Here is a 22,720-nt window from a genome sequence, read left to right on the forward strand (position 1 = left end):
AGGAGCTTGTGCCTATCGTCGGTGACCAACGGCGGGCTGTCGCAGGTCGGGGAACCCGTCACTCGGATCATCGGCGAGATCGAGGGACACCATGCACACCGAGACGACGCGATCGCGTACGCGCACGGCAGGGGCTCTTCTGGCGACGGCCATCGCCGCGGCGATGGTGCTCTTCGGAGCCACGTCGGCATCGGCTCTGTGGGATCCCGATCCGGTGCTTCCGCGGGCCGGCTTCTTCACGCAGGTCACCATCACCGGCTCGCAGTACCCGACGAACGTGACCGGCGAGCTGACGACGCTGGGGCCCACGCCCGGCCCCTATCCGGCGACCGGGGCCTCGGTGGAGGCCGTGAGCCCCCAGCTGATCACCATCGCCGATCCCGTCTCGGGGGCGACGGCTTCGGCGTACTGCATCGATTTCAGTACCGAGACCGGCGTCGGGGCGGGCTACAACATCGGCGAGTGGGACGAGTCCAATGTGCCCAACCTCGACTACATCAACTACATCCTCACCAACTACTTCCCGTTCGACACGAGCAACCCGATCTCCGGGCTCACCCTCGCCCAGCAGGTGGCGGCCGTGCAGAGCGCGATCTGGTACTTCAGTGACGGATTCGTCCTGGCCACCGGCACCACCGCGACCATCCGGAACGCCACGGCCGCTGTCGTCCAGGATGCGCTGGACAGCGGAGGTCTCCCGGAGCCGTCGGTGCCGACGCTCGGCATCGAGCCCGGCACGACGACGATCCCGGAAGACGGCTCGATCGTGGGACCGTTCACCGTCTCGGGCACCGCCAGCGGCACGCTCGACGCCGCCGCGGGCGTCGAGGTCTTCCTCGATCAGGCCGGAACCCAGCCCGTTCCCGTCGGCACCGCCGTCGCGTCCGGTGCGCAGCTCTGGGCGCGCTGGACCGGACCCGCGGCACCCGTGAACGGCTTCCGGATCACGGCGCAGGTGCCCCTGACGCAGGGCACGGTCTATCTCTACGACCCGGAGTCCTCGGACAGACCCGCAGCGCAGAAGCTGGTCCTCGCGCAGACGACGACGCTCCCGGTCCGCGCCGGGGTCCGGGCGACGCCCTACGCCTCCGGCGAGATCACCGTGCAGAAGATCATCACAGGTGACGGCGCGGGACTTCAGGGCGCCATCACGATCGACCTGGCCTGCACGCCCGCCCCGGCACCCGGCGTCGTCGTCTCCGCCACGATCCCCGCCGGAGCGACGGCCGCCGACCCCGTCGTCTTCTCCGGGCTGCCGGATGGCGCGACCTGCACGGTCAGCGAGTCCGCGGACGGCGCCAACGACGCGGTCACGCTCGCCGCGCAGACCATCGAACCGGCGACCGTGACGGTGGACGCCGCTGCGACCACCCCGGTGGCGGTGACCGTGACGAACACCTACGACCCCGTCGAGTCGCCGAGCAACGGCGGCGGCGAGGAAGGCGGCGGAGGCGGCGGTGAGGGCGAAGGGCTCGCCGCCTCCGGGCCGACGCCGATGACGGGCGCGCTGACGGTGGCCGGGCTCGGTCTCCTGCTCGCGGGTGCCCTGCTACGGGTGCGGCGACGGGCGAACCTGCGCTGACGATGCCTCGTCCTCGTCCTCCCGCCGCGTCAGATGGTCGGCGAGTTCGGGCACGAGCACGAGGACGACGTCGACGAGCTTCCAGTCCAGCTCGTGGCACTCCTGGCGCGCGCGGTCGAGGTCGGCCAGGGAGGGCAGGGCATCGTCGACGGGCACGATGAACGCTTCGACGTGGAAGAACTGGCCTTGATCCCTCGTCCGCACCGCGACGTCGCGGACCCAGGGCAGGGCGCGGAGGTGGTCCAGCACGGCGTGGGAGTCGGGGTGCGGCTTCTCGTCGTCGAAGGTCGTCGCCCTGGTGTCCATGAGGTCGGTGATCGCCGCGCGGGTGTTGCGCCACCCGTCCCAGAGGATGCTCCCCGCGATGAAGGTCGCGGCGGCGGCGTCCGCCCACCACAGCCCGAGCCCGATCCCGCCGACCCCGACGATCGAGCCGGCCGCGGTCATCCAGTCGGCCTTGTTCATGTCCGCATCGGCATAGAGGACCTTGTTGTGCAGATCCTTGGCCAGGCGCATCTTCACACGCCCGAAGTAGATCGGCAGCGGAATGGTCAGCGCCATCATGCCCATCATCAGCCAGCCCGACCAGATCACGTGTCCGAACACCTGGACCGACCCGATCGGAGGCCGGTCGCCGCTCACCAGCCCGATGACGGAATCGACCAGGAGGAACGCGCCCATCGCGAACAGGGCGACGCCGGCGACGAGGTGGGCCACACCGACGGAGCGGAAGAACCCGTACGGGTATTTGACGGTCGGCGGCTTCGCGATGATGCGGACGGCGACGAGGAAGGCGATCGGCGGGGCGAGGGAGAGCAGGTCCTCGATCCACGCGGCCTTCATCGCCTGCGAGCTGCCCATGACGAGGTAGACGCCGGTGATCGCCACCGCGAGGAACGCGAGCGTGAACCACTCGTAGCGGATCGCTCGACGCAGGGTGTCCTGCTGCGCGGGCGGAAGGTCGGGATGAGCCCTCATCGCGCGTCTCCTCGTTCGAGCAGGAAGGTCTCCAGGGTGGTGAGGAACCGGTTCTCCCCCAGAACGGTGAGCATCACGTGCTTCTTCGTCTCGCCCGCGGTCGTCGCGTCGTCGAATGGGACGGTCATCGCCGCCTTCTCGACCCAGGGGGTGTCGTCGGTGAACCCACCGACGGCCAGGTCGAGGGCATGGTCGTGCAACCGCTCGGCCAGGTTCGCCTCGCTGTCGACGGTCCAGACGACGGTCGCGTCCAGCGTCTCGGCGAACTCCTCCACGAGGCGCACTTCAACCCCGGCCGGGTCCGACGGATCGGTCGTGTCCGTCCACGGCGGGTTGTGCGTGATCCCGACCCGGATCTGGCCGTCGCGGGCCTTGTCGAGGGTGCCGTCGACGTCGGCGGGGATTGCCGTGCAGCCGGCGAGCGCTGCCGCGATCGCGAGCCACCCTCCGATGATCCCGATCTCGCGGAGAAGTGGTCTTCCGGTGCTCATCCTGCGCATCGGCGCGCGACGACCAGGCCTGCACATCGCTTCGTTCGCTCCTCTGGGGTAGGAAAAACGCGCCGCACAGGCGACGCGAAGGGCATGGCTCTCACCATAGCCCGACCGGGTCATCGTCCTCTGGTCGTCCGGCCTTCCGGCTCCGACCCGTCGTCGTCGTTCTCGACGCGGATGCGCCGTCCCTCCTCGATGTCCTTCCGCTCCTTCTCCGCCCGCTTGTCGCTCTGACGGGTGTCGCGTGCGGGGAGCTGGATGTCGCGCTCGGCGGCGATCCCGGCCTGAAGCTGGCGGCCGCGTTCCAGCTCCGCGTCGAACTCCGCGCCGAACAGCAGGGCGAGGTTCGCGATCCACAGCCACAGCAGGAACACGATGACGCCCGCCATCGATCCGTAGGTGCGCTCGTAGTTGGAGAAGGTGGTGACGTAGAGCACGAAGCCGAGGGTGGCGACGGCCAGCACGACGATCGCCACGAGGGCACCCATGCTGATCCACCGGAACTTGGGCTGCTTGGCGTTCGGGGTCGCGTAGTAGAGCATCGCGACGAGGAAGACGACGACGAACAGCAGCAGCGGCCACTTGGCGATGCTCCACGCGAGCTGCACGCCCTCGCCGGCGCCGATCGCGTCGCCCAGCGCCGACACCACATCTCCGGAGAGCACGAGCACGATGGCGACGATGGTCAGCGAGACGACGGTGATGAGCGTGACGAGCAGCTGCATGGGGCGCAGCTTCCAGAACGGCCGCCCCTCCTCGATCTCGTAGATGCGGTTCATCACCCGGCTGAACGCCCCGACATAGCCCGAGGCCGACCACAGCGCGAGGAGGATCCCGGTCACGAGCGCGATGCCGGCGCCGGGAGCCTGGGAGATCTGCTCGATGGGACCGCGGAGAGCTTCCGCGGTCTCCGGCGGTGCCACGTCGCCGATGATGCCGAGCACGGCGTCGGCGGCGGCCCCGCCCTGGCCGAACACGCCGAGCAGCGAGAAGACGGCGATCATGGCGGGGAAGATCGAGAGCACCGCGTAGTACGTGAGGGCCGCGGCGCCGTCCATGCACTGATCGGCGGAGAACTCCCGGACGCTCTTGACCAGGACGTACTTCCACGACCGCTTCTGCAGATCGGTCGGGCTGTCCGGCTTCTCGTCGTGCTCTGGCGATGGAGCGGACGCGGATCCGCTTCGTCCTGTGGCTGCCTTCGACATGGCTCCTCCTCGGCGTCGGCGCGAGCACTGCTCCCGCGATCCAGTCCTATGAGGAGAAGAGGTGTTCCGGCACGGGGTTGCGCGAAGACGAGACGAGGGGGATGCTGTGCCGGCGTGCGGTCATGCGGCCGGGTAGGTGACCGTCCCGTCCGCGCGGACGACCGCGCCGGCGCTGAGCTCGGCCGGATCGACGTGCCCGGGACCGAGGATGTGGCGGACGACTTCGTCCCGCGCGAGGAGGTGGTCGGCGATGATCCGTCGATGGCACCGCCACCACACGCTCTCCGAGCACATCACCGTGACGCGCCGCTCGTGGCCCTCGGCGCGGAGCTCGTCCAGGGCCTGCCCGAAATCCGCGGAGAGGGCGTGATCGGCGTAGTTGTGGAAGCTGCGGTTCTGCCACCACGCGTTGGTCTCGAAGGGAACGTCCCTGCTCACGGGGCGGCGACCCGTCAGCCCCTCTGCACGGTGGTAGGCGATCCCGGCGGTGCGGAGGGAGGACGCGAGTGCGTCCTGGTCGAACTGCGGATGCCGCTTCGAACCGGGGAGGCGGCGCACGTCCACGACGCTCTCCACACGGCTCTCCTGCACCAACGCGAGGAACTCATCGATCGTGCGGGTGGAGTGCCCGATGGTGAAGAACGGCTCGGCCATGAGGCGACCGTAGCCCACCCCTCCCCATCCGTCGGCAACCCTTGCCCTGACGAGGTCCTCGCCCCTACGGTGAGGTGACGGGTGGGATCCGCACCCGAGGCGGGGCCGTTCGATCATGAGAAGAGTCCGATTCGGCGTTCTGGGCGTGCTGCTGGCCGCCGTGGTCGGTTTCGGCGGCGCACTCCCCGCCGTCGCGGCCGAGCCCACTGCCCGGCTCTCGCTCTTCAAGGCGATCGAGAACCTCGACACGGGGGCCAGTCTGGGGGATCGGACCCTGTGGACGATGCACGCCGTCAACGTGGCCACGGGGGAGACCTTCACCGGCGACGGCCTCAACGGCATGCAGTCGCGCCTCGTCCCGCCGGGCACCTACCGCATCTTCGAGACCGGCGGCGTGGCCGGTTACGCCTTCTTCGCCTGGAACTGCGACGGCGACATGACGACGGAGCCGGAACGCACGATCACGATCACCGCGAACCAGTCGATGACGTGCACGGTGCAGAACAACGCCATCCAGGGCAGACTCACGCTCGTCAAGAACGTGCAGGGCGGCGGCGCGGCCCCGTCGGAGTGGACGCTGCGGGCCCAGGGACCGTCGACCATCGAGGGGGTGTGGAGGCTCGGCCGAAGTGCAGAACCAGCCCGCCCGGATCGGCGTCTACACGTTGAGCGAGTTCGGCGGACCGGGGAGCTACGTGCCGGGGCCATGGACGTGCGAGCGGCGGGATCTGACGACCGGAGAGGTCACCGAGGTCCCCGTGACCGGAGACCAGTTCGAGATGACGCTCGGCGGTGCGGTGACCTGTCAGATCACGAACACCGGGGATCTGCCCCACCTGACGCTCGTCAAGGAGGTCGTCGACCCGGCGGCCACCGGATACCCGTTGGCCGCCCCGTCGGACTTCGTGCTGAGCGCGAGCGGACCCGAGCGGATCTCCGGTCCCTCCGGCTCGGACGCCGTCGACCACGCCTCCATCGACCCCGGCGCCTACACGCTCGCCGAGAGCGGCCCTGCCGGATACAGCGGAGGCGCGTGGACCTGCGTCGACGCCACGAGCGACGGCGGCATCGACGGCGGCCTCCTCTTCGTGCGCGAAAGCTCCGACATCACCTGCCGCATCACCAACACCTTCGCGGGCGGCTGGCTCACCCTCGTCAAGAACGTGGTGGGCAGCGACCAACCGCCGTCCGACTGGACCCTGACGGCTGCAGGACCGGAAACGGTCACCGGTGCCTCCGGATCCGCTGCCGTCTCCCGCGTCCCGGTGCCGGTCGGCGACTACGCGCTCGCCGAGGCGGATGGCCCCGCCGGGTATGCGGCCGGCCCGTGGTCGTGCACGGGCGGCGCCCTGGCGACCGACACCGTGACGGTCGGCGCCGGAGCGGACGTGACATGCACGGTCACGAACACCCTCGAGGTCGGCCAGCTCACCCTGGTGAAGAACGTCGTGAACGCGGGCGGCGGCCCGCTCACCGCGCAGGACTGGGAGCTCACCGCGAGATCGGCCGACACCGTCATCAGCGGCGCCTCCGGCTCGGGCAAGGTCAGCTTCGCGGCGGTGGCACCGGGGACCTTCACCCTGTCGGAGGCCAGTACCGCTCCGGAGGCGGGCTCCTATACGAGCGAGGGCTGGTCGTGCGTCGATGACGAGGGCACTCCGGTCGGCACGGGCGACACCGTGGAGGTCGTGCCGTTGGAGAGTGTGATCTGCACCGTCACGAATCGATGGACCGAGTCGACCCTGACGCTGCGCAAGCAGGTCGCCTCCGCCTTCGGCACGCCGGCCCTGCCCTCGGCCTGGACGCTGACCGCGACCGACGGCGCCGCCACGGTGTCGGGGCCCGCCAACTCCCCGGCTGTCACGCAGGCGGCGGTCGCCCCCGGCGCGTGGACCCTCGGCGAGACGGGAGGCCCTTCCGGCTACGACCCTCTCGGGTGGAACTGCTCGGGCGGGTCCGTGTCCGGGGATGTCGTCCAGGTTCCTCCGTCCAAGGACGTGGTGTGCATCCTCACCAACGCATCGATCACGCCCAGCCTCACGCTGGTCAAGCAGGTGGTGAACGGCGAGCGCGGCCGAGCCGTGCCTGCGGACTTCGAGCTGAAGGCCCGCGGTCCGGGCAATGCGGCTCTCTCCGGTCCCAGCGGCTCGGAGTTCGTCACCGACATGCAGCTTCCGCCGGGCGACTACATCTTCTCCGAGGACGGCCCGAGCGGCTACGAGGGCGAGTGGTCCTGCACGGGCACCGCCTGGGACGGGACCACGGCGACGCTGGGGTTCGGGGAGGACGCGATCTGCACCGCGACCAACACGTTCGTCGGCGGAACCCTGACGCTTCGGAAGGCCATCGTCGGGGTCGGCCCCGGGGCGCCGACCGGGCCCGCCGACGCCACGGACTGGACCCTGCGCGCCATCGGCGGCGGGCAGTTCCCGCGTCCGCGCATCGAGGGGGCGTCCGGAGAGACCGCAGTGACCCTCGCTCCGCTCGGCGCCGGTGCGTTCCGGCTCTCGGAGCGGGCGGTCGCGGGGGCGCCCACAGCGGACTACCGCAGCGACGGCTGGGCGTGCACCGGGGGAGCGCTGGAGGGCGACGTCGTCGAGGTCACGGCCGGGATGGACACCGTGTGCACGGTCACGAACGTCTACGACCCGGGGCCCGAGCCCGAACCCGAACCGGAACCGGAGAACCCGGATCCCGGAACGGACGGAGGCCCCGGCCCGGCGACCGGGTCGGAAGGCGGGGCGGCCTCCGACCTGGCCACGACAGGGCTCGCGCCGGCGACGGTCGTGATGGCAGGCGCCGGTGGTCTGCTCGTGCTCCTCGGGGCCGTGCTGATCGCGACCCGCCGTCGCCGACGGCGAGGAACGGATCAGGGAACAGGTGTCCGCACGTCCGCGCGTCCGTAGTCGCCGAGCTTCTCCACCGCGAAGTCGAGGAGGGCATCGGCACGCGACGTCAGGGTCATGTCCGCCGGCCAGATCCCCACGACGTGGGAGACCGTCACCGGGGGGTCCAGGGGGCGGATCACGACCGGGCGTCCCTCGCTGCTCACGGGTAGGGTGTTGGGGCGGGACATGAGGAGGCCGTAGCCCAGGCCTCGGCCCACGAGGGCTTCGACGAGGGCGAGCTGGCTGACGCGGGCCTCGATCCGGGGCTCGAGTCCGCGCGCGGTGAAGGCATCGATGACGTTGCGCGTCCCCGGGCTGGCGTCGTACTGGATGTAGGGCTCGTCGGCGAGGTCCGGCAGGTCCAGGGTCGCCGCATCGGCCAGCGGGTGCGCGGGCGGCAGGTGGACCTCGAGCTCGGTGGCATAGATCCGCCGACGACGGTATCCGGCGGGCAGGGACACGTTGTACACGAGCGCCACATCGAGGTCTCCCGCGTCGAGTGCCGCGAGGAGTTCCTCGTTCGTGCCGATCATGATCTCGAGCTGCACGCCCGGATGGCGCTTCGGGAAGCCTTCGAGCAGCTCCGGAACCACGCTGGTCGCGAAGCTGGCGTAGCACCCGAGCGTGACCGGGCCGCGCAGCTCGGTGCCGCGGCGCGCGTCGAGGACGAGCTCCTGAGCATCCGCGACGATCCGACGGGCCTGCTTGGCGAACTGCTGACCGGTCGGCGTCAGAGTGAGGCCGCGTGCCTTCCGTCGCACGCAGAGCTGGGCGCCGACCGCCCGCTCCAGGCTCGTCACCGCCTGGGACAGCGCCGATTCCGAGATGTGCAGATGAGCTGCCGCGGCGCTGAGGGTCGGGAAGTTGGGCAGGGCGGCGAACAGCTCGAGCTGCCTCATGCTCACGTCGGACATGACGGCCCCCCTCGATTCTTCTTCCGCTCACCTGAACTATAACCACGAAGAAGTGCGATTTACGTACAGAGTCCCCCGCCCTCACGATGAGAGGGACACATCCCGATCCCCTCGCTCGCGAGGGGGACAACGACGTTAGGGACGACCATGACCTCCTCTTCCGCATCAGGCAACGCCAGCTCGCAGCGCCGCATCGCCTTCGCGACGATCATCGGCACGACCATCGAGTGGTACGACTTCTTCATCTACGCGACGAGCGCCGGGCTCGTCTTCGCACAGCTCTTCTTCCAACCCGCCGGCAAGGAGATCGGCCTGCTGCTCTCCTTCGCCACGGTCGGCATCTCCTTCCTCTTCCGTCCGCTCGGCGCCTTCCTGGCCGGGCACTTCGGCGACGTCCTGGGGCGGCGCACGATGCTCGTCCTCACCCTCGTGCTGATGGGAGCGGCCACCACCCTCATCGGTCTGTTGCCGACGTACGCCCAGATCGGGATCGCCGCGCCGATCCTCCTCCTGCTGCTCCGGATCCTCCAGGGTCTCTCGGCCGGCGGTGAGTGGGGAGGCGCGGTGCTGATGGCCGTCGAGCATGCCCCGGCCGACCGTCGAGGGCGCGCGGGGTCGTGGCCCCAGCTCGGGGTGCCCCTCGGCTTCCTCCTCGCCTCCGGAGTGACGGCCCTCATGACCGGCGTCATCACCCCGGGTGCCGCGTACCTGGAGTGGGGCTGGCGCGTGCCGTTCCTGGTGAGCGTCGTGCTCATCGCCGTCGGGTTCGTCATCCGGCGCTCCGTGTCGGAGAGCCCCGTCTTCGCGGAGATCGCACGCCGCGGACGGCAGTCCCAGGCGCCGATCGTGACCCTGTTCCGGCGCCACTGGTATCTGGTGCTCCTGGCCGCCCTCGTGTTCGCGGGCAACGGCACGCTCGGGTACATGACGACGGGTGGCTTCCTCAACAGCTATGCGATCAACGTGCAGAGCCTCGACACCACGGCGGTGCTCGTCGCCGCGTCGGTGGCCGCCGTCGTCTGGTTCTTCTCGACGCTCCTCGCCGGGTACCTCTCCGACGTGATCGGGCGGCGGAGCACCTTCCTGATCGGTTTCGCCCTGCAGGCTCTCGTCGTCTTCCCCGTGTTCTGGCTCGTCGACCACGGAGGTCTGCCGGGGCTGTACACCGCGCTCGTCCTCATCTCGACCGGACTGGGCCTCACCTACGGACCGCTGGCCGCCTGGTACTCGGAGATCTTCCCCGCCTCGATCCGCTTCTCGGGCGTCTCGATCACCTACGCGATCGGCGCGGTGCTGGGTGGTGCGTTCGCACCGATGATCGCCCAGTTGCTGCTCGACAGGACCGGTACGACCGTGGCCGTGTCGGCCTACCTCCTGGTGGCCTCGCTCCTCGGCGGCATCGCGACGCTGTGTCTGCGGGATCGATCGGGGATTCCGCTGGGACCGGACCACGAGGCCGAGCAGGCCACGGGAGCCACGATGTTCCGGTCGCGCCCGGCTGCGCCCGCGCTGGCCGCGAAGTGAGAGGACGCCTGTTCGTGCGTCATTCGATGAAGGAGAGGCAATGGTAGACAGCAGGACGAGGATCGCCGTGATCGGCGGGGGGATGGGCGGGCTCACGGCCGCGATCGCCCTCACCCGGATCGCCGGTGTCCAGGTCACCGTGTTCGAGCAGGCGACGGCGCTCGGCGAGGTGGGAGCAGGCGTGACCGTCGCCCCGAACGCGCAGCGCGTGCTGGACGCCCTCGGTGTGCTCGACCAGGTGCGACGGGCCGGGGCGACCCCCGACGGGCACGGCGTCTACCTGGATGCGAGTGGGGCGCTCGTCACCGACGCGGCGTGGGAGGACTCCGCGAAGCAGTACCGGAACATCGGGATGTACCGCCCGGATCTCATCGAGGTCCTGGCGCGCGAGGTCGACGGGGAGAGCATCCGCCTCGGGCACCGCCTGGCCTCCCTGCGCACGGAGGAGTCCGGCGTCCGCGTCACCTTCGAGAACGGGGTGACCGACCTCTTCGACGCGGTCATCGGGGCGGACGGCATCCACTCCGTGGTGCGCCGCAGCATCGTGCCCGATCCGGAGCCCGTGTACTCCGGCTACATCGTCTACCGGGGCGTCGTCGACGCCTCCCACCTGCCCGCGGACTGGCCGCGGATCAGCCAGGTGTGGATGGGGGATCAGCGGCACTTCATGTGCTACCCGCTGCAACAGCGCACCCTGTTCAACTTCGTCGCCGGGGTGCCCAGCGACCGCCCGCTCCACGGCCCCTGGTCGGGCCCCGCCGACGTGAGCGAGCTCCGTGCCGAGTTCGCCGGCGAGATGTGGGACACCCGGCTCCAGCGCTTCCTGGGAGCGATCGAGAAGACGTTCTGGTGGGGGCTCTTCGACCACGAGCCGCTCCGCAACTGGTCCCACGGAGCGGTGACCCTGCTCGGCGACGCCGCACACACGATGCTGCCGCACCAGGGCCAGGGCGTGAACCAGGCGATCGAGGACAGCATGGCGCTCGCCGTGTTCCTGAAGGCCGCCGACACGGTCGCCGACATCCCGGAGGCGTTCCGGCGCTACACCTCGGTCCGCATGCAGCGGACCGCGATCCTGCAGCACGGCTCACGGCGGGCGGGGTGGATGTTCGACGCGCAGCACGAGTTCGCGGACCGGCGGAAGCGCGACACCGACCTGCGCGTCGGGCGCGACTTCCGCCGGAGCGCGGTCTTCGACTACGACGCGAGGAAGGTCGCCGAGAGGGCGCTGGCCCGCTTCCGGAAGGAGCAGTACGCATGACCTCGATCAGCATCATCGGCAGCGGGAGGATGAGCGCGGCGATCGCGGACGTCGCCGCGCGCGCCGGCGCGGGTATCCAGATCGTCCGTCGGAGCACCGCCAGTTCCTCCGGCGACCGCCCCGACGTCACGTATGCCGCGCTCGGCGACGACCTCACGGGTGACCTGGTGGTGCTCGCAGTCCCCTCTGCGGCGTACCCGAGCATCCTCGACCACTATCGCGAGCGCCTGCGCGACAAGGTCGTGATCGATATCAGCAACCCCATCGACTTCACGACCTACGACGAACTGACCGTCCCGTCCGATTCGTCGAGTGCCGCGGAACTCGCGCGGATGCTCCCCGAGGGGGCAGCGGTCGTCAAGGCGTTCAACGTCAACCTCGGCGACACCCTGGTCACCGGCACCAACGGCACCACGCGGACGACGGTCCTCTTCGCCGGTGACTACGCGGAGGCGAAGATCGCCGTCGCGTCGCTGATCGAGGATGCGGGGCTCCGCGCCGTCGACGTCGGTCCGTTGTCCCGTGCTCGGGAGCTCGAGGCGATGGGGTTCCTCCAGATCGTCCTCGCCGCGCTCGGCGCCACGAGCTACGAGTCGGGATTCACCCTGCTGCCCTGAGGGTTCCGCGTCTGGTCGTGCCGGGAACGTGCACGGGACACGATGCTGCGGGTCCGCCCCGGAACGGGACGGACCCGCAGCGCCGAGGCTCAGCCGGCCGCCGGCGCGATCTCGTTCGGGGTGACCTCCAGCTCGGTGCTCGCGAGCACCTCGCCCGTGGTGAGGTTCACCGCGTGCACGCTGTCCGCGGCGGGCTCGGTCACGTAGGCGATGTCACCGGCGACGACGATGGCGGGGTGCGGGTCCTGCCACTCGGCCGGCCCTTCCCACGCCTCGATGACGGGGTAGGAGTCGGTGATCTCCCCGGTCACGGGGTCGAGCACATGGATGGCACCGTCGGCGCCGAGGATGTAGGCCAGGTCGTCCGGCCCCCGCACGACGTCGCGGAAGGTGTACTCCGCTCCCTCCGGCAGGGACACGACCTCGGACGTCATCGCCGCCGTGTCGATGAGCGTGACGGCGTCGAGCAGGTACCCCTCGGCGTCGGGATCGTTCTTGTAGTCGCCCACTACGATCGGGCTCGTCTCGCTCACGTAGGCGTTGCCCATGCGGCCGTACGGCTGGTCCGGGGCGGCGAGCTTGGTGATCTCGCCGTCCTTGTAGACGAGCGCGCCGTCCTCGCAGCCGAAGACGACGACCTCGTCGGACGCCGTGCCTTCGCCGTGGACGCCGGGGCACTGATCGGACGCCGCGATCTCCGTGCCCTCCGCATCGCGCACCACGATGCCGCTGCGACCGTCCGCATCGCCCACCGTGGTGAGGAACGTGCCGTCCTCCAGCAGCACCGAGACGCCGTGGTGCGCCTCGACGCCGTCGATGGTCTCCACTTCCGGGAGGCCGTCGTCGCCGAGGGCGGCGGTGTCGAAGATCGTGGTGTCGCTCGTGCCGTCGGCGTAGAGGATGGTCTTGCCACCGTGACGGACCACGTGGCCGGGGGTGTCGGCCGCGAACACCGTGTCGGTCAGCGCCGCGTCATCGGTCGACCCGGCTCCGGTGTCGAGTACCTGGAAGCCCTCGCTCATCGTCACCATGACGTGGCGACCGTCGCCCGCCGGGTTCAGGCGGGTGAACGGCTCCGAATCGAAGTCGGCGACGGTGTCGAGGGTCTCCCCGTCGAGGACGAGGATGCCGCCCTCGTACGAGATGGCCACCCGGGGGCCGGGGTCCGACTCCGGGGCATCGCTTCCGGCGGAGCCGGACCCGGGGCTGGTCGAGCAGGCGGCGAGCGTCACGGCGGCGCCGAGGGCGACGGCCCCGGCCAGCGCCCGGCGCAGGGGGAGTGTCTTCATGCGGTGCTTCTTTCTTGTGAGGGTGGTCTCAACGGGTGAGACCGGAGGCGATGCGCTCGGTGTTGACGCGCATCATGGTCAGGTAGCCCGGGGCGCCGCCGTCTTCCGCGGTGAGCGACTCGGTGAACAGCTCGATCACCTCGACGTGGACGTCGGCCTCCTCGGCGAGCGCCTGGACGAGGCGGTCGGGGGAGGAGGACTCCGCGAAGACGGCGGGCACGCCCGTGTCCTCCACGGCGCCCACGAGGTCGGCGAGGTCGGAGGCCGAGGGGGCAGCGAGCGTGGTTCCGCCCGGGATCACGGCGCCGACGACCTCGAAATCGAAGCGGTCGGCGAGGTAGCCGAAGACGTGATGGTTGGTCACGAGCGCGCGGCGTTCGTCCGGGATCCGGGCGAATGCGGCGGTCATCTCGGCGTCGAGCGTCGTGAGCTCCTCGCGGTAGTCGGTGACGTCCGCGGCGAGGGTGTCGGCGTCGATCCCGTCGAGCGCGGCCAGGGCGGGCTCCAGGGCATCGACGACGTCGATCATGCGCGCGGGGTCGGTCCAGAAGTGCGCATCGGGCATTCCCGCGGCGTCGCCGTCGCGGTAGTCCAGCACCTCGATCGCGTCGCCGGCGACGAAGGACGGCACCTCCGCGGCGACGGCCGCGTCGAGATGCTGCTGCAGGCCCTCCTCGAGCCCGAGCCCGTTGGAGACGAGGAGGTCGGCGTCCCGGAGCGTGGCGGCCTCATGCGCCGAGATCTCGAACGAGTGCGGGTCCGCGTTCGGCTTCATGAGGGTGACGATGCGAGCCTGACCGCCGACGATCTCGCCGACCACGTCGCCCAGGATGTTCGTCGAGACGACGACCACCGGTCGCGTGTCCACAGGGGTGGCGCAGGAGGTCAGGGTGGCAGCGGCGCACGCGGCGAGCGCCGTGGCGGTGAGAACGCGGAGGAGGCGCATGTCAGCGCCCCGTCTCGGCGACGAAGGCCGGGGCGTCGGTCGTGTCGAAGGTCCTCGCGACGCGGGCGCCGTCGGCGTAGTCGATCTCGAACAGCCGGTGCTCCGCCGGGCCGCTGAGGTAGGCACGGTGCTGGTCGGCGATGAGGACCGGGGTGGCTCCCCCCGCCGCCGACTCCGCCACCAGCGGCGCCGTCTCCGCTCGCACCGCCCCGTCGAGCGCGCTGAGCACGAGCACACGGCCGTCCTCCGCGAGGGCGAGCAGGGTGTCGTCCTCATCGCCGACGGCTGTCACCTGCACGAGTGGGGCCGGAGCGGTGAGGAGGGTCCAGGCCCGGGCCCGGGTGTCGAGGATGCGGATGTCGGTGGGCCCGGCGAGGCCGGCGACCGTGGGGCGCCCCTCACGGTTGTGGAAGGACGTCACGGCTCCGGCCGGCGCGTCCTCCGGGTACGGGATGCGGTCGACGACGACGGCGCCGTCCTCGACCTGAGCCAGCAGGGCGCCGTCGGCGCAGCCGATCACCGCTCCGACCCTGGTCGTGATCGTGCCGCTCGGCGCGACGCAGCTCTCCCGGAGCCCGGTGCGCTCGCCGTGTGCCGTGTGGCCGACGACGGATCCGCCCGCCTCACCATCGTCCTCGGTCACGAGGGCGAACGACCCGACCGGTACCACCAGACCCTCGTGGGGAGTGCGCTCGATGCGGAACAGCTCACGGATCTCCCCCTTCGACAGGGCCTCCGTGTCGAGGAGGACCGCGTCACCGGATCCGGAGAAGGAGATCCCCGTGCCGCCGGTGGTCGAGCTGTTCGTCGTCGCGACCGTTGCCGTGCCGTCGCCCTCGACCGTGCCGAGCAGCGCGGGCTCCGCCCGGTAGTAGTGGAAATGGTCGACGTGGTCCCACGTCCAGACGCCGCTGTCGACGACCTCGACGCCGTCGCCGGTGTCCGCGAAGAGGTACCGGCCGTCGGTGGCCATGCCCTCGGGGGCGGCGACCGCACCGATGTCGGTGACGCTCTCATCCAGGAGGTCGAGGTGGGTCACCCGACCCGCGTCGTCGACGGTCGTGAGGCCGAGCTGCGGTTCGGCGACCTCTTCCGCTCCGGCGATCGCGCCGTGCCCGTCCGCGGGAGTCGAGGGCGCGGCCGGGCTCTGCGCCGCGGGACCGGCGCAGGAGGTGAGGGCGAGGGAGAGGGCGGCGAGAGTGATGAGGGGCAGGAGGCGGGAGCGCACGAGAACCTTTCGGAGACGGGTCAGGAGGCGGGAGCAGGGTCGGGATGGGCGGCCCGGTCGGCGAACGGATGCCGTGTGCGCACGGCGGCCCGCACCGCCCAGGAGAGGCCGGCGAGCGCGATCGCGGCGGCGGCGACGGACGCTCCGGCCGCGGTGGCCGCGTACCAGGACGCGAGGAGCCCGACGAGGACGGCGGCGACCCCGAACGCGGAGGCCAGGACCATGCGCGTGGGCAGCCGCGACGTCCACTGTGCGGCGGCGACCGCCGGAGCGAGGAGCAGACCGACGACGAGCAGCGAGCCGACCGCCTGGTACGACGCCACGACCGCGAGGGTCACCAGCCCGACCAGGGCCGCCTGGGCCCACCGCGGACGGAGCCCGAGCACCGTCGCGATCCGGGTGTCGAGGGCCAGCGCGACGAACGGTCGGTGGCAGAGGGTGGCGGCGATCACTCCCAGTGCCGCGGCTGCGGCGAGCAGGAGGAGATCGGCGCGGGTGATGGCGAGGATGTCGCCGAACAGGATGGCCGTCGCGTCCGTGGCGAAGCTCCCCGAGTGGGAGATGATGATGACGCCCAGAGCCAGCATCGCGACGAACAGCAGACCGATGCTCGTGTCGTAGGAGAGCCGGGCGCGTCGTTGCAGGGCGCCGATGCCGATGCTCATCGCGACGGCGCTGAGCGCTCCGCCCACGAGGACGGGAGCCCCGAGCACTGTCGCCAGCGCGACACCGGGCAGCATCCCGTGGGCCAGTGCCTCACCGAGGAACGCCATCCCTCGGACGACGACCCAGGTGCCGACGACCCCGCAGAGGACCGCGACGAGCGCGCCGCCGAGGAGCCCGCGCTGGAAGAACTCGAGCGTGAACGGGGTGAGGAGGGCGGAGAACGAGGAGGTCACGGAACGCGAGCCTATGCGTAGTTGAGAATGATTATCAAATTCATAAACTGGAGATATGACGACGCTCTCATCGACCACCGACCCCTCCGTGTGCCTGGACGGTGTCTCCGTGCGGTTCGGGGAGCGCGATGCGCTGCGCGACCTCACCCTGTCGATCGGAGTCGGAGAGGTCGTCGCCGTCTCCGGCCCGAACGGCGCCGGGAAGTCGACCCTTCTCGAGGTCGTCGCCGGCGTGCGTTCACCGACGCGAGGGCAGCGGAGCGTGACGGGCCGGATCGCCTTCGTGCCGCAGCGCGCCGTGGTGCCTCCCGGCCTGCCGCTCACGGCGCGAGATGTCGTGGAGGTGGGTACGTGGGGGCGCCTCGGCGCCTTCCGGCGGCGGGATCAGCGTGCGCGCCACGCGGTCGAGGCGGCGATGGAACGCACGGCCGTGCAGGCTCTCAGGCGTCGTCCGTTCGCGGAGCTCTCCGGTGGCCAGCAGCAGCGGGTGCTGCTGGCTCAGGGGCTGGCGGCAGGCGGGGCGGTCCTCCTGCTGGACGAGCCGACGACCGCTCTGGATGCGGAATCGGTCCAGCGGATCCGGGCCGTGCTGCGCGAGGAGGCCGAGTGCGGAACGACCGTGATCTGCGTCACGCACGACGCCGGGCTGATCGCGGCGGCCGACCACGGGATCGCCCTCCTCGACGGGGTGCGGCAGGCAGATCCGCGTCGCCGGGACGCGCGCACGGCGGTGCGGTCAGAGACCGTGCCCCATGTCGAAGTCGGAGAGTGCGGGGATGTCGATGTCTCCGCGCGATGACGAATCGCCCGTGGTCTTCGGGAAGTGGCGATGCGCGCGCAGCTCGTCGACCTCCGTCGCGAAGTCGGGTTCGGGGTCCGCGGTGTGGTGGGGGCTCACGAGCACATCGTTGCCGACACCCACGAGCAGATCGGCCCAGTCCTTCTCCCCGTCCAGGAGGATCGGGATCTCCACCGCTTCGGACTCGCCCTCGCTGGCGATCGCGGCCGCGAGGGTGAGGAGCGTCTCGGCGACGTCGTCAGAGGTGAGGAGCTGCTGGCCGGCGTAGGAGACGAGTTTCATGAGGACATCTTGTCGTCGTCGGCACCCTCCGGCACGGGGGTTGCGTCGATCCTCGAGCAGGGGATAAGCGGTTCAGCGCAGATAGGCGTCGACCATCAGGGCGCCGCGGATGTCGCGGAGCCGGTCGATGAGCCGGGTGATCCCGGCGGTGCCCACGGAGGCGAGAGGAAGGTCGAACGGGCCCAGGGGCTCCAGCTTCCCCATGCGCAGCCGGACGACCTCCCATCCGGCGCCGCGGACCGCGCGGTCCTTCCGGCGGTCCGTCTCCTCCCGCTTGCCGACGTGCTCCAGCCCGTGCCGGCCGACCGTGTCGTACTCGACCGCGATGCGCAGCTCGGGGAGCAGGATGTCGGGCCACACCTCCGTATGCCGGAAGAAGGGCCGCCCGACCTTGATCGCGTTGAGCTCGTCGGGGAACACCAGCCGTTCGGCCAGTGCCTGCCGGAGCTTCCCCTCCGCCGCCGAGGCCGGCTTCGGAGCGCATGCGCTCAGGAACGCGGTTCCCGTCGGCAGCGCAGGAGTCTTGGTGCAGAGCGCCGGTGCCGGCTTCTTCGGACGGGCGGGGAGCGCACGCGCCTCTCCGAGGATCACCGGCTGCGGCCGCGCCAGCGCCGCGCACTCCGGACACCAGGACGAGCGCCGTCGGACCCGCCCCGGACGCTCGCGCTGCTCGGTCGGCGTCGCCGCGAACAGGTGCCCGACGGCGCACTCCCAGCAGAGCAGGACATCGGCGGCCAGCGGGATCTGCGAGAGCACGATGCCGTGGTTGAGCTCCGGGTGGTACTGCCGGATGAGCTCGGGGTAAGCCGCCCACGCCGCCCGGTACGTCCCGACCGCGTAAGGCACGTCGAGTCCGCGCGAGAACTGCCGTCTCGCCCACCACTGCTGCACGGACTCGGGCACGACAGCGACCGTAGGCCAGGCCACGGACATCGCCGCGCGGAGTCACCAGGGTGAACATCGCTCGCCGCTCTGTCGTGTCCCCAGGGGCGCGCCTAGGGTCGGTGGCGAAGACCGGTGCCTCTGCGCGCGTGGAGAGCATCTCCGACCGCAACCGAAAGCAGGAAACCATGGCTGAACTGATCGTCATCTCCTATGACACCGAGAGCGACGCGGAGGGCGCCTACAACCGCGTCCAGGCCCTGCAGGACGACCTCGTCGTCGAGCTCGCGGGCCTCGCGCTCGTGAAGGTCGACGGGGAAGGCAAGACGAAGGTGGAGTACCCGGGCGCCGGGAGCAGGATCGGCCTGGGCGTCGCGTCTGGTGCCCTGTTCGGCGCGCTGATCGGCATCCTGTTCTTCATCCCGGTCGCCGGCCTGGTGTTCGGCGGCCTGCTCGGGGCCCTGTTCTCCGGTCTCGACAAGACCGGCATCGACGCCGAGTTCCGCGACCGGGTCAAGGCCACCGTGACGGCCGGCAAGTCGGCCGTCGTCATCTACGCCCTCAAGCTCACGGAGGACAAGTTCGCCGAGGCGCTCGCCCCGTACAACGGCACCGTCGTGCAGACCTCGCTGTCCAAGGAGGACGAGGCCGAGCTGGTCAGGGACCTCGGCGGCCACTGACCGCCCACTGATGCGCCCGCCGTGGATCCGCCCGCGGCGGGCGCATCGTCGTCTCCGGTGTCGGTGGGGCGTGCAAGGCTGCGCGCGTGGACACACTGAGCCTCCGGCCCTGGTCGGCCGACGATCTCCCTCTCCTGCGGGCGGCGAACACCCCGGAGATGACGGTGCACCTCAACGGGCCGGAGAGCGCGGCGGAGGTGCAGGCGCGTCACGAGAGGTACCTGCGTCTCGTCGCAGACGGCGAGGCCCTGATGTTCGCGATCATCGACGACGAGGGGCAGCCTCTCGGCTCGATCGGCGCGTGGCGGATCACATGGCAGGACGAGCCCGCGTGGGAGACCGGCTGGTTCGTGCTGCCTGCCGCGCAGGGCCGGCGGGTGGCCGCCCGCGCTCTCGCTCTGCTCGTCGACGTGCTCCGTGGTCGAGTGGGGGACGGGCGGCTCCTGCTCGCGTTCCCCGCGGTCGACAACCCCGCGTCGAACGCCGTGTGTCGTCGCGGCGGGTTCACTCGCCGGGGAACGATCACGGAGGACTTCCGCGGGGCCGAGCTCACGGTCAACGAGTGGGTGCTCGACCTCGCCGCCGACTCCTCGACGGGATGACGCCGTCGGGTCAGCGGCGCACGCGCGCCCTGGTCTTCGCCACCCCGGCGAGAGTCGCCCGCACCGGCGTTCCGAGGTAGAGCCCGAGGGAGGCGCCGGAGGCGAGGGCGATGCCGATCACGGCGGCGTCGATGAGCGATCCGCCCACGGTCAGCATCCCGGTGGAGGTGCCCGCCGCGTGCACGACCTCGAGCAGGCCCTGGAAGACCGCGACGCCGGGGACGAGCGGGACGATCGCCGCCGTCGTCACCGCGACCGAGGGCACGTGCAGGTTGTGTGCGATGAGCATGCCGATGAAGCTCGCCAGCAATGCTCCGACCGCGCTCGCCGCGGCCGGGTGCAGCTGGAGCGCGACGGTGCCCGCGTACCCGGCGAGGGTGACGGCGCTGAGCAGGGCGCTGACGAGGATGATGCGGATCCCGGCGCCGTTGAACACGGCCACCGCGACCGCGATGATGATGGCCCCCGCGAACTGGTTGAGCAGGGGTCCGAACGGCGCCGGGTCGTCCGGGAGCTCCATCGTGAAGCCCAGCACGCCACCGAGCTCCAGCCCGACGAGGATGCCGATCACCACGCCGAGCGTCTGCATCGTCAGGTCGAGGATGCGCCCGCCGGCGGTGAGTGCGAAGCCGTCGATGGCGTCCTGCGCCGCGCCCACCACGGTGAGCCCGGCGAGCATGAGCACGATGCCCGAGGCGACGATGATCGACGGACGGATGCCGACGAACGGTTCGATCCCCGCGCTGCCGAGCGCCGAGACCGCCACCGCGACGACCGTGGTGACGAGGCCCCCGGCGATCTGGCTGAAGAACAGCGGCACCCGCAGTCGGGCGAGGCCCGCCTGGGTGAGCGCCGCCCCCAGGGCCGCGACGAACGTGAGACCCACGATGAGCGGAGAGGCCCCGAGCATGATGCTCACCCCGACCGCGAGGAGCGTCCGTGCGACGATCACCACGGGCTGCTGATAGCGGAAGGGCACGCGGCGGATGACGCGGAAGGCGGTGCGCGCGGATTCCAGGTCCAGGCCGCCGTCGATGTCGGCCACGAGCGCCTGCACGCGCTGCAGCTTGGCGTGGTCCGGGGCGGCGACGCGGACCACGCGGACGAGGGTCTCCGGCCACACCTCCCCGCTGAGGTGGAAGGAGACCGTGATCGAGTTGTAGGTCACGTCGACCTGCACGCCCTTGAGTCCATAGGCCTCGCACACGCGGGTGATCGCGAGCGTGACCTCGTGGGCGGAGGCGCCGACCGCGAACATCGACTCCCCGATGCGCGTCGCGAGATCGAGGACCCGCGGGACGGTGTGCTCGTCGATCACGGGCATCGCCTCGGTGTGGGCGACGGTGGACGGATCGGTGTGCAGCAGCCGGCGGACGGAGTGGAGCAGTCGCTGAGGGGAACGCGCGGGCATATGTCCCATTCTCCCGCGGGCGAGGACCTCCCGATCGACCGCCCCGCTGTCAAGGCCCGAGACGACCTCCGGCCACGCTCTTAGAGTGGCCTCGCCGTGGCGCTCCCGACGCCGTGGCAGGAGGACTCGACGATGACGGATGACTCGCTTCCCACGGAGGCGCTGCTCGATGGTCGCTACCACCTCCGGGAGTGCGTCGGGCAGGGCGGGATGGCGCGGGTGTACCGCGCCGAGGACTCGCTGCTCGGGCGCACAGTGGCCATCAAGATGCTGCGTGCGGAGACGGAGGAGGGGGCCGCGTCCGAGCGCGCTCGTGGCGAGATGACCGTCCTCGCCTCACTCAACCATCCCGCGCTGGTCACGCTGTACGACGCGCAGCTGCATCCCGGGCGGGCCGAGTACCTGGTCATGGAGTTCATCGACGGGCCGACCCTCGCGGCGCGGATCGCCCAGGGGCCGCTTCCTTCGGACGAGGTGGCGGCGCTGGCTGCCGACCTGGCGGAGGCTCTGCACGTCGTGCACGGCGCGGGCATCGTGCACCGCGACATCAAGCCCTCCAACGTCCTGCTCACGGGTCGCTCTCTCGCCGGGAGCCGATCGGGCGCGAAGCTCGCCGACTTCGGGATCTCGGTGCTCGTGGACGCGGCGCGGCTGACGTCTCCGGGGACGGTGATCGGGACCGCGGCGTACCTGGCGCCGGAGCAGTTGAACGGCGCGGCGCCGGCGCCCGCCGCCGACATCTACGCACTGGGGCTGGTCCTGCGCGAAGCGCTCACCGGAGAGCGCGCGTTCGCCGAGGCGGAGGGGATCGGGGCCACCCTGGCCCGCCTGATCGAGCCGCCCACGATCCCGGAATCCGTGGGTCCGGCGTGGTCCGCGCTGCTCCAGCGGATGACCGCCACGGATCCCGAGGACCGGCCGAGCGCCGCCGGCGTCTTCGCGGCGGTGTCCGCGCTCGCACAGGATCCTTCGCTGCCGCCCCGCCCGCCGGTGCCGGCCCCCATCGCCGCCGCAGCATTCGCGGATCGGACACCGACCGGCCCCTCCGCGCCCCCGACGCAGACCCGCGTGCTTCCCGTTCGTCCGTCTGCCGAGGGGGCGATGCTCCGCGCCCGGGCCCCTCGCACGCAGCGCGTCCGGCGGCGCCGCGGGCTCCTGACCGGCGCGGTCGCGGTCGCGGTGGCGCTCACCGTCGCCGGAACGCTCTGGGCGGCGGGGGCACTCAACCCGAATCCCGCGGTGACGCCTGTCGACACCGAGCCGAGCCCTCGTTCATCGCCCACGCCGGCAGTCGTGGTGCCCGTGACCGTCCCGGAAGACGGGGAAGAGCCGTCGACACCGGCCGAGGCTCCGCCCGCGGCACCGGAACCCGCGCCCGGCGTGCCGGCCGACAAGAAGGCGGAGAAGGCTCAGGAGGCCGCGGAGAAGGCCACGCAGAAGGCCGCCGAGGAGCAGCGGAAGGCCGAGGAGGACGCGCAGAAGAAGGCCGAGAAGGCTCAGGAGCGCGCAGAGAAGGAGGCGGAGAAGGCCCAGGAGGAGGCGGAGAAAGCGGAAGCGGAGGACGCCGACCTCGAGGACTGAG

Annotated in this window: 21 protein-coding genes and 2 pseudogenes; 11 read left to right on the forward strand and 12 right to left on the reverse strand. The window is 71.0% G+C overall.

Annotated features, from left to right (window positions below):
- Window positions 1-91: 91 nt before the first annotated feature.
- Complete coding sequence (locus AB1285_RS01375; RefSeq protein ID WP_370428585.1) at window positions 92-1,582, forward strand: thioester domain-containing protein; 1,491 nt, start codon at window positions 92-94, stop codon at window positions 1,580-1,582.
- On the opposite strand, the gene AB1285_RS01380 is transcribed toward AB1285_RS01375, so the two are convergent.
- The 4 genes from AB1285_RS01380 to AB1285_RS01395 form a co-directional block, all read right to left on the reverse strand.
- A complete protein-coding gene (locus AB1285_RS01380) occupies window positions 1,550-2,560 on the reverse strand; it encodes a cation transporter (RefSeq protein WP_370428586.1) in 1,011 nt (336 codons plus the stop codon). The two genes, AB1285_RS01375 and AB1285_RS01380, sit on opposite strands and share 33 nt — an antisense overlap.
- Window positions 2,557-3,051: a transporter substrate-binding domain-containing protein gene (locus tag AB1285_RS01385; RefSeq protein ID WP_187662397.1), complete on the reverse strand. Its 495-nt coding sequence runs from the start codon at window positions 3,049-3,051 to the stop codon at window positions 2,557-2,559. Before AB1285_RS01385 ends, AB1285_RS01380 begins: the two co-directional genes overlap by 4 nt.
- A gap of 119 nt (window positions 3,052-3,170) precedes the next feature.
- Window positions 3,171-4,262, reverse strand: coding sequence for a YihY/virulence factor BrkB family protein (locus tag AB1285_RS01390; protein WP_187662396.1), 1,092 nt, complete (start codon window positions 4,260-4,262; stop codon window positions 3,171-3,173).
- Window positions 4,263-4,382: 120 nt separating this feature from the next.
- Window positions 4,383-4,916, reverse strand: a complete 534-nt coding sequence (locus AB1285_RS01395) for a DUF488 family protein (protein WP_370428587.1) — start codon at window positions 4,914-4,916, stop codon at window positions 4,383-4,385.
- A 115-nt stretch (window positions 4,917-5,031) separates the two neighbouring features.
- Here AB1285_RS01395 and AB1285_RS01400 point away from each other — a divergent pair.
- The 3 genes and pseudogenes from AB1285_RS01400 to AB1285_RS01410 all read left to right on the forward strand — a co-directional run.
- A pseudogene (locus AB1285_RS01400) lies at window positions 5,032-5,481 on the forward strand (hypothetical protein); the annotation flags it as partial.
- A 55-nt stretch (window positions 5,482-5,536) separates the two neighbouring features.
- A pseudogene (locus AB1285_RS01405) lies at window positions 5,537-5,716 on the forward strand (hypothetical protein); the annotation flags it as partial.
- Window positions 5,696-7,822 (forward strand): hypothetical protein, encoded by a 2,127-nt coding sequence (locus AB1285_RS01410; protein ID WP_429977494.1) that lies wholly within the window; start codon window positions 5,696-5,698, stop codon window positions 7,820-7,822. The pseudogene AB1285_RS01405 and the gene AB1285_RS01410, both read left to right, overlap by 21 nt.
- Here the strand turns inward: AB1285_RS01410 and AB1285_RS01415 are convergent.
- The gene (locus AB1285_RS01415) at window positions 7,786-8,718 is read right to left on the reverse strand and encodes a LysR family transcriptional regulator (RefSeq protein ID WP_259954035.1); all 933 of its coding nucleotides are present in this window, start codon (window positions 8,716-8,718) and stop codon (window positions 7,786-7,788) included. The genes AB1285_RS01410 and AB1285_RS01415 overlap by 37 nt on opposite strands.
- Before the next feature lie 147 nt (window positions 8,719-8,865).
- On the opposite strand from AB1285_RS01415, the gene AB1285_RS01420 reads away from it, so the two are divergent.
- Genes AB1285_RS01420 through AB1285_RS01430 form a run of 3 tightly spaced genes read left to right on the forward strand, consistent with a single transcriptional unit; the run spans window position 8,866 to window position 12,120 of the window.
- Window positions 8,866-10,242, forward strand: coding sequence for an MFS transporter (locus AB1285_RS01420; protein WP_187662392.1), 1,377 nt, complete (start codon window positions 8,866-8,868; stop codon window positions 10,240-10,242).
- Between the two features lie 40 nt (window positions 10,243-10,282).
- Entirely contained in the window at window positions 10,283-11,503 is a 1,221-nt protein-coding gene (locus AB1285_RS01425) for an FAD-dependent monooxygenase (RefSeq protein WP_187662391.1), read from the forward strand.
- The gene (locus AB1285_RS01430; RefSeq protein WP_187662390.1) at window positions 11,500-12,120 is read left to right on the forward strand and encodes an NADPH-dependent F420 reductase; all 621 of its coding nucleotides are present in this window, start codon (window positions 11,500-11,502) and stop codon (window positions 12,118-12,120) included. The genes AB1285_RS01425 and AB1285_RS01430 overlap by 4 nt, the downstream gene beginning before the upstream one ends.
- A gap of 89 nt (window positions 12,121-12,209) precedes the next feature.
- Here AB1285_RS01430 and aztD read toward each other — a convergent pair whose 3' ends face one another.
- The 4 genes from aztD to aztB are packed head-to-tail and all read right to left on the reverse strand — an operon-like array spanning window position 12,210 to window position 16,482.
- Window positions 12,210-13,409: a zinc metallochaperone AztD gene (gene aztD, locus AB1285_RS01435; RefSeq protein ID WP_370428589.1), complete on the reverse strand. Its 1,200-nt coding sequence runs from the start codon at window positions 13,407-13,409 to the stop codon at window positions 12,210-12,212.
- Between the two features lie 28 nt (window positions 13,410-13,437).
- On the reverse strand, window positions 13,438-14,355 hold the full coding sequence (aztC, locus tag AB1285_RS01440) for a zinc ABC transporter substrate-binding protein AztC (protein ID WP_370428590.1): 918 nt from the start codon (window positions 14,353-14,355) through the stop codon (window positions 13,438-13,440).
- Between the two features lies 1 nt (window position 14,356).
- Window positions 14,357-15,583, reverse strand: a complete 1,227-nt coding sequence (locus tag AB1285_RS01445; protein WP_370428591.1) for an ABC transporter — start codon at window positions 15,581-15,583, stop codon at window positions 14,357-14,359.
- A 20-nt stretch (window positions 15,584-15,603) separates the two neighbouring features.
- The gene (aztB, locus tag AB1285_RS01450) at window positions 15,604-16,482 is read right to left on the reverse strand and encodes a zinc ABC transporter permease AztB (protein WP_268776595.1); all 879 of its coding nucleotides are present in this window, start codon (window positions 16,480-16,482) and stop codon (window positions 15,604-15,606) included.
- A gap of 55 nt (window positions 16,483-16,537) precedes the next feature.
- On the opposite strand from aztB, the gene AB1285_RS01455 reads away from it, so the two are divergent.
- Entirely contained in the window at window positions 16,538-17,281 is a 744-nt protein-coding gene (locus tag AB1285_RS01455) for a metal ABC transporter ATP-binding protein (RefSeq protein WP_259954030.1), read from the forward strand.
- Here AB1285_RS01455 and AB1285_RS01460 read toward each other — a convergent pair.
- Together AB1285_RS01460 and AB1285_RS01465 are read right to left on the reverse strand one after the other, a co-directional pair.
- Complete coding sequence (locus AB1285_RS01460) at window positions 17,219-17,563, reverse strand: hypothetical protein (RefSeq protein ID WP_187662384.1); 345 nt, start codon at window positions 17,561-17,563, stop codon at window positions 17,219-17,221. The genes AB1285_RS01455 and AB1285_RS01460 overlap by 63 nt on opposite strands.
- A gap of 72 nt (window positions 17,564-17,635) precedes the next feature.
- Complete coding sequence (locus AB1285_RS01465) at window positions 17,636-18,466, reverse strand: hypothetical protein (RefSeq protein WP_370428592.1); 831 nt, start codon at window positions 18,464-18,466, stop codon at window positions 17,636-17,638.
- Between the two features lie 167 nt (window positions 18,467-18,633).
- Between AB1285_RS01465 and AB1285_RS01470 the strand changes: the two genes are divergently transcribed.
- Together AB1285_RS01470 and AB1285_RS01475 are read left to right on the forward strand one after the other, a co-directional pair.
- The gene (locus AB1285_RS01470) at window positions 18,634-19,125 is read left to right on the forward strand and encodes a DUF1269 domain-containing protein (protein WP_187662382.1); all 492 of its coding nucleotides are present in this window, start codon (window positions 18,634-18,636) and stop codon (window positions 19,123-19,125) included.
- An 86-nt stretch (window positions 19,126-19,211) separates the two neighbouring features.
- Complete coding sequence (locus AB1285_RS01475; RefSeq protein ID WP_187662381.1) at window positions 19,212-19,727, forward strand: GNAT family N-acetyltransferase; 516 nt, start codon at window positions 19,212-19,214, stop codon at window positions 19,725-19,727.
- A 10-nt stretch (window positions 19,728-19,737) separates the two neighbouring features.
- Here AB1285_RS01475 and AB1285_RS01480 read toward each other — a convergent pair whose 3' ends face one another.
- A complete protein-coding gene (locus tag AB1285_RS01480) occupies window positions 19,738-21,138 on the reverse strand; it encodes a threonine/serine ThrE exporter family protein (protein ID WP_292796158.1) in 1,401 nt (466 codons plus the stop codon).
- A 132-nt stretch (window positions 21,139-21,270) separates the two neighbouring features.
- Here AB1285_RS01480 and AB1285_RS01485 point away from each other — a divergent pair, with 132 nt between their 5' ends.
- The gene (locus AB1285_RS01485) at window positions 21,271-22,719 is read left to right on the forward strand and encodes a protein kinase domain-containing protein (protein WP_429977415.1); all 1,449 of its coding nucleotides are present in this window, start codon (window positions 21,271-21,273) and stop codon (window positions 22,717-22,719) included.
- Window position 22,720: the final 1 nt, after the last annotated feature.

Source organism: Microbacterium sp. NRRL B-14842 (genome assembly GCF_050470785.1).

Excerpts from the sequence above, each read along its gene's own strand:
- AB1285_RS01420 (WP_187662392.1), top strand. The coding sequence starts at position 8,866 with ATGACCTCCTCTTCCGCATCAGGCAACGCCAGCTCGCAGCGCCGCATC.
- AB1285_RS01480 (WP_292796158.1), bottom strand. The coding sequence starts at position 21,138 with ATGCCCGCGCGTTCCCCTCAGCGACTGCTCCACTCCGTCCGCCGGCTG.
- AB1285_RS01415 (WP_259954035.1), bottom strand. The coding sequence starts at position 8,718 with ATGTCCGACGTGAGCATGAGGCAGCTCGAGCTGTTCGCCGCCCTGCCC.
- AB1285_RS01425 (WP_187662391.1), top strand. The coding sequence starts at position 10,283 with ATGGTAGACAGCAGGACGAGGATCGCCGTGATCGGCGGGGGGATGGGC.
- AB1285_RS01390 (WP_187662396.1), bottom strand. The coding sequence starts at position 4,262 with ATGTCGAAGGCAGCCACAGGACGAAGCGGATCCGCGTCCGCTCCATCG.
- aztD (WP_370428589.1), bottom strand. The coding sequence starts at position 13,409 with ATGAAGACACTCCCCCTGCGCCGGGCGCTGGCCGGGGCCGTCGCCCTC.
- AB1285_RS01430 (WP_187662390.1), top strand. The coding sequence starts at position 11,500 with ATGACCTCGATCAGCATCATCGGCAGCGGGAGGATGAGCGCGGCGATC.
- aztC (WP_370428590.1), bottom strand. The coding sequence starts at position 14,355 with ATGCGCCTCCTCCGCGTTCTCACCGCCACGGCGCTCGCCGCGTGCGCC.
- AB1285_RS01485 (WP_429977415.1), top strand. The coding sequence starts at position 21,271 with ATGACGGATGACTCGCTTCCCACGGAGGCGCTGCTCGATGGTCGCTAC.
- AB1285_RS01470 (WP_187662382.1), top strand. The coding sequence starts at position 18,634 with ATGGCTGAACTGATCGTCATCTCCTATGACACCGAGAGCGACGCGGAG.
- AB1285_RS01460 (WP_187662384.1), bottom strand. The coding sequence starts at position 17,563 with ATGAAACTCGTCTCCTACGCCGGCCAGCAGCTCCTCACCTCTGACGAC.
- AB1285_RS01395 (WP_370428587.1), bottom strand. The coding sequence starts at position 4,916 with ATGGCCGAGCCGTTCTTCACCATCGGGCACTCCACCCGCACGATCGAT.
- AB1285_RS01380 (WP_370428586.1), bottom strand. The coding sequence starts at position 2,560 with ATGAGGGCTCATCCCGACCTTCCGCCCGCGCAGCAGGACACCCTGCGT.
- AB1285_RS01375 (WP_370428585.1), top strand. The coding sequence starts at position 92 with ATGCACACCGAGACGACGCGATCGCGTACGCGCACGGCAGGGGCTCTT.
- AB1285_RS01385 (WP_187662397.1), bottom strand. The coding sequence starts at position 3,051 with ATGAGCACCGGAAGACCACTTCTCCGCGAGATCGGGATCATCGGAGGG.
- AB1285_RS01410 (WP_429977494.1), top strand. The coding sequence starts at position 5,696 with ATGACGCTCGGCGGTGCGGTGACCTGTCAGATCACGAACACCGGGGAT.
- AB1285_RS01455 (WP_259954030.1), top strand. The coding sequence starts at position 16,538 with ATGACGACGCTCTCATCGACCACCGACCCCTCCGTGTGCCTGGACGGT.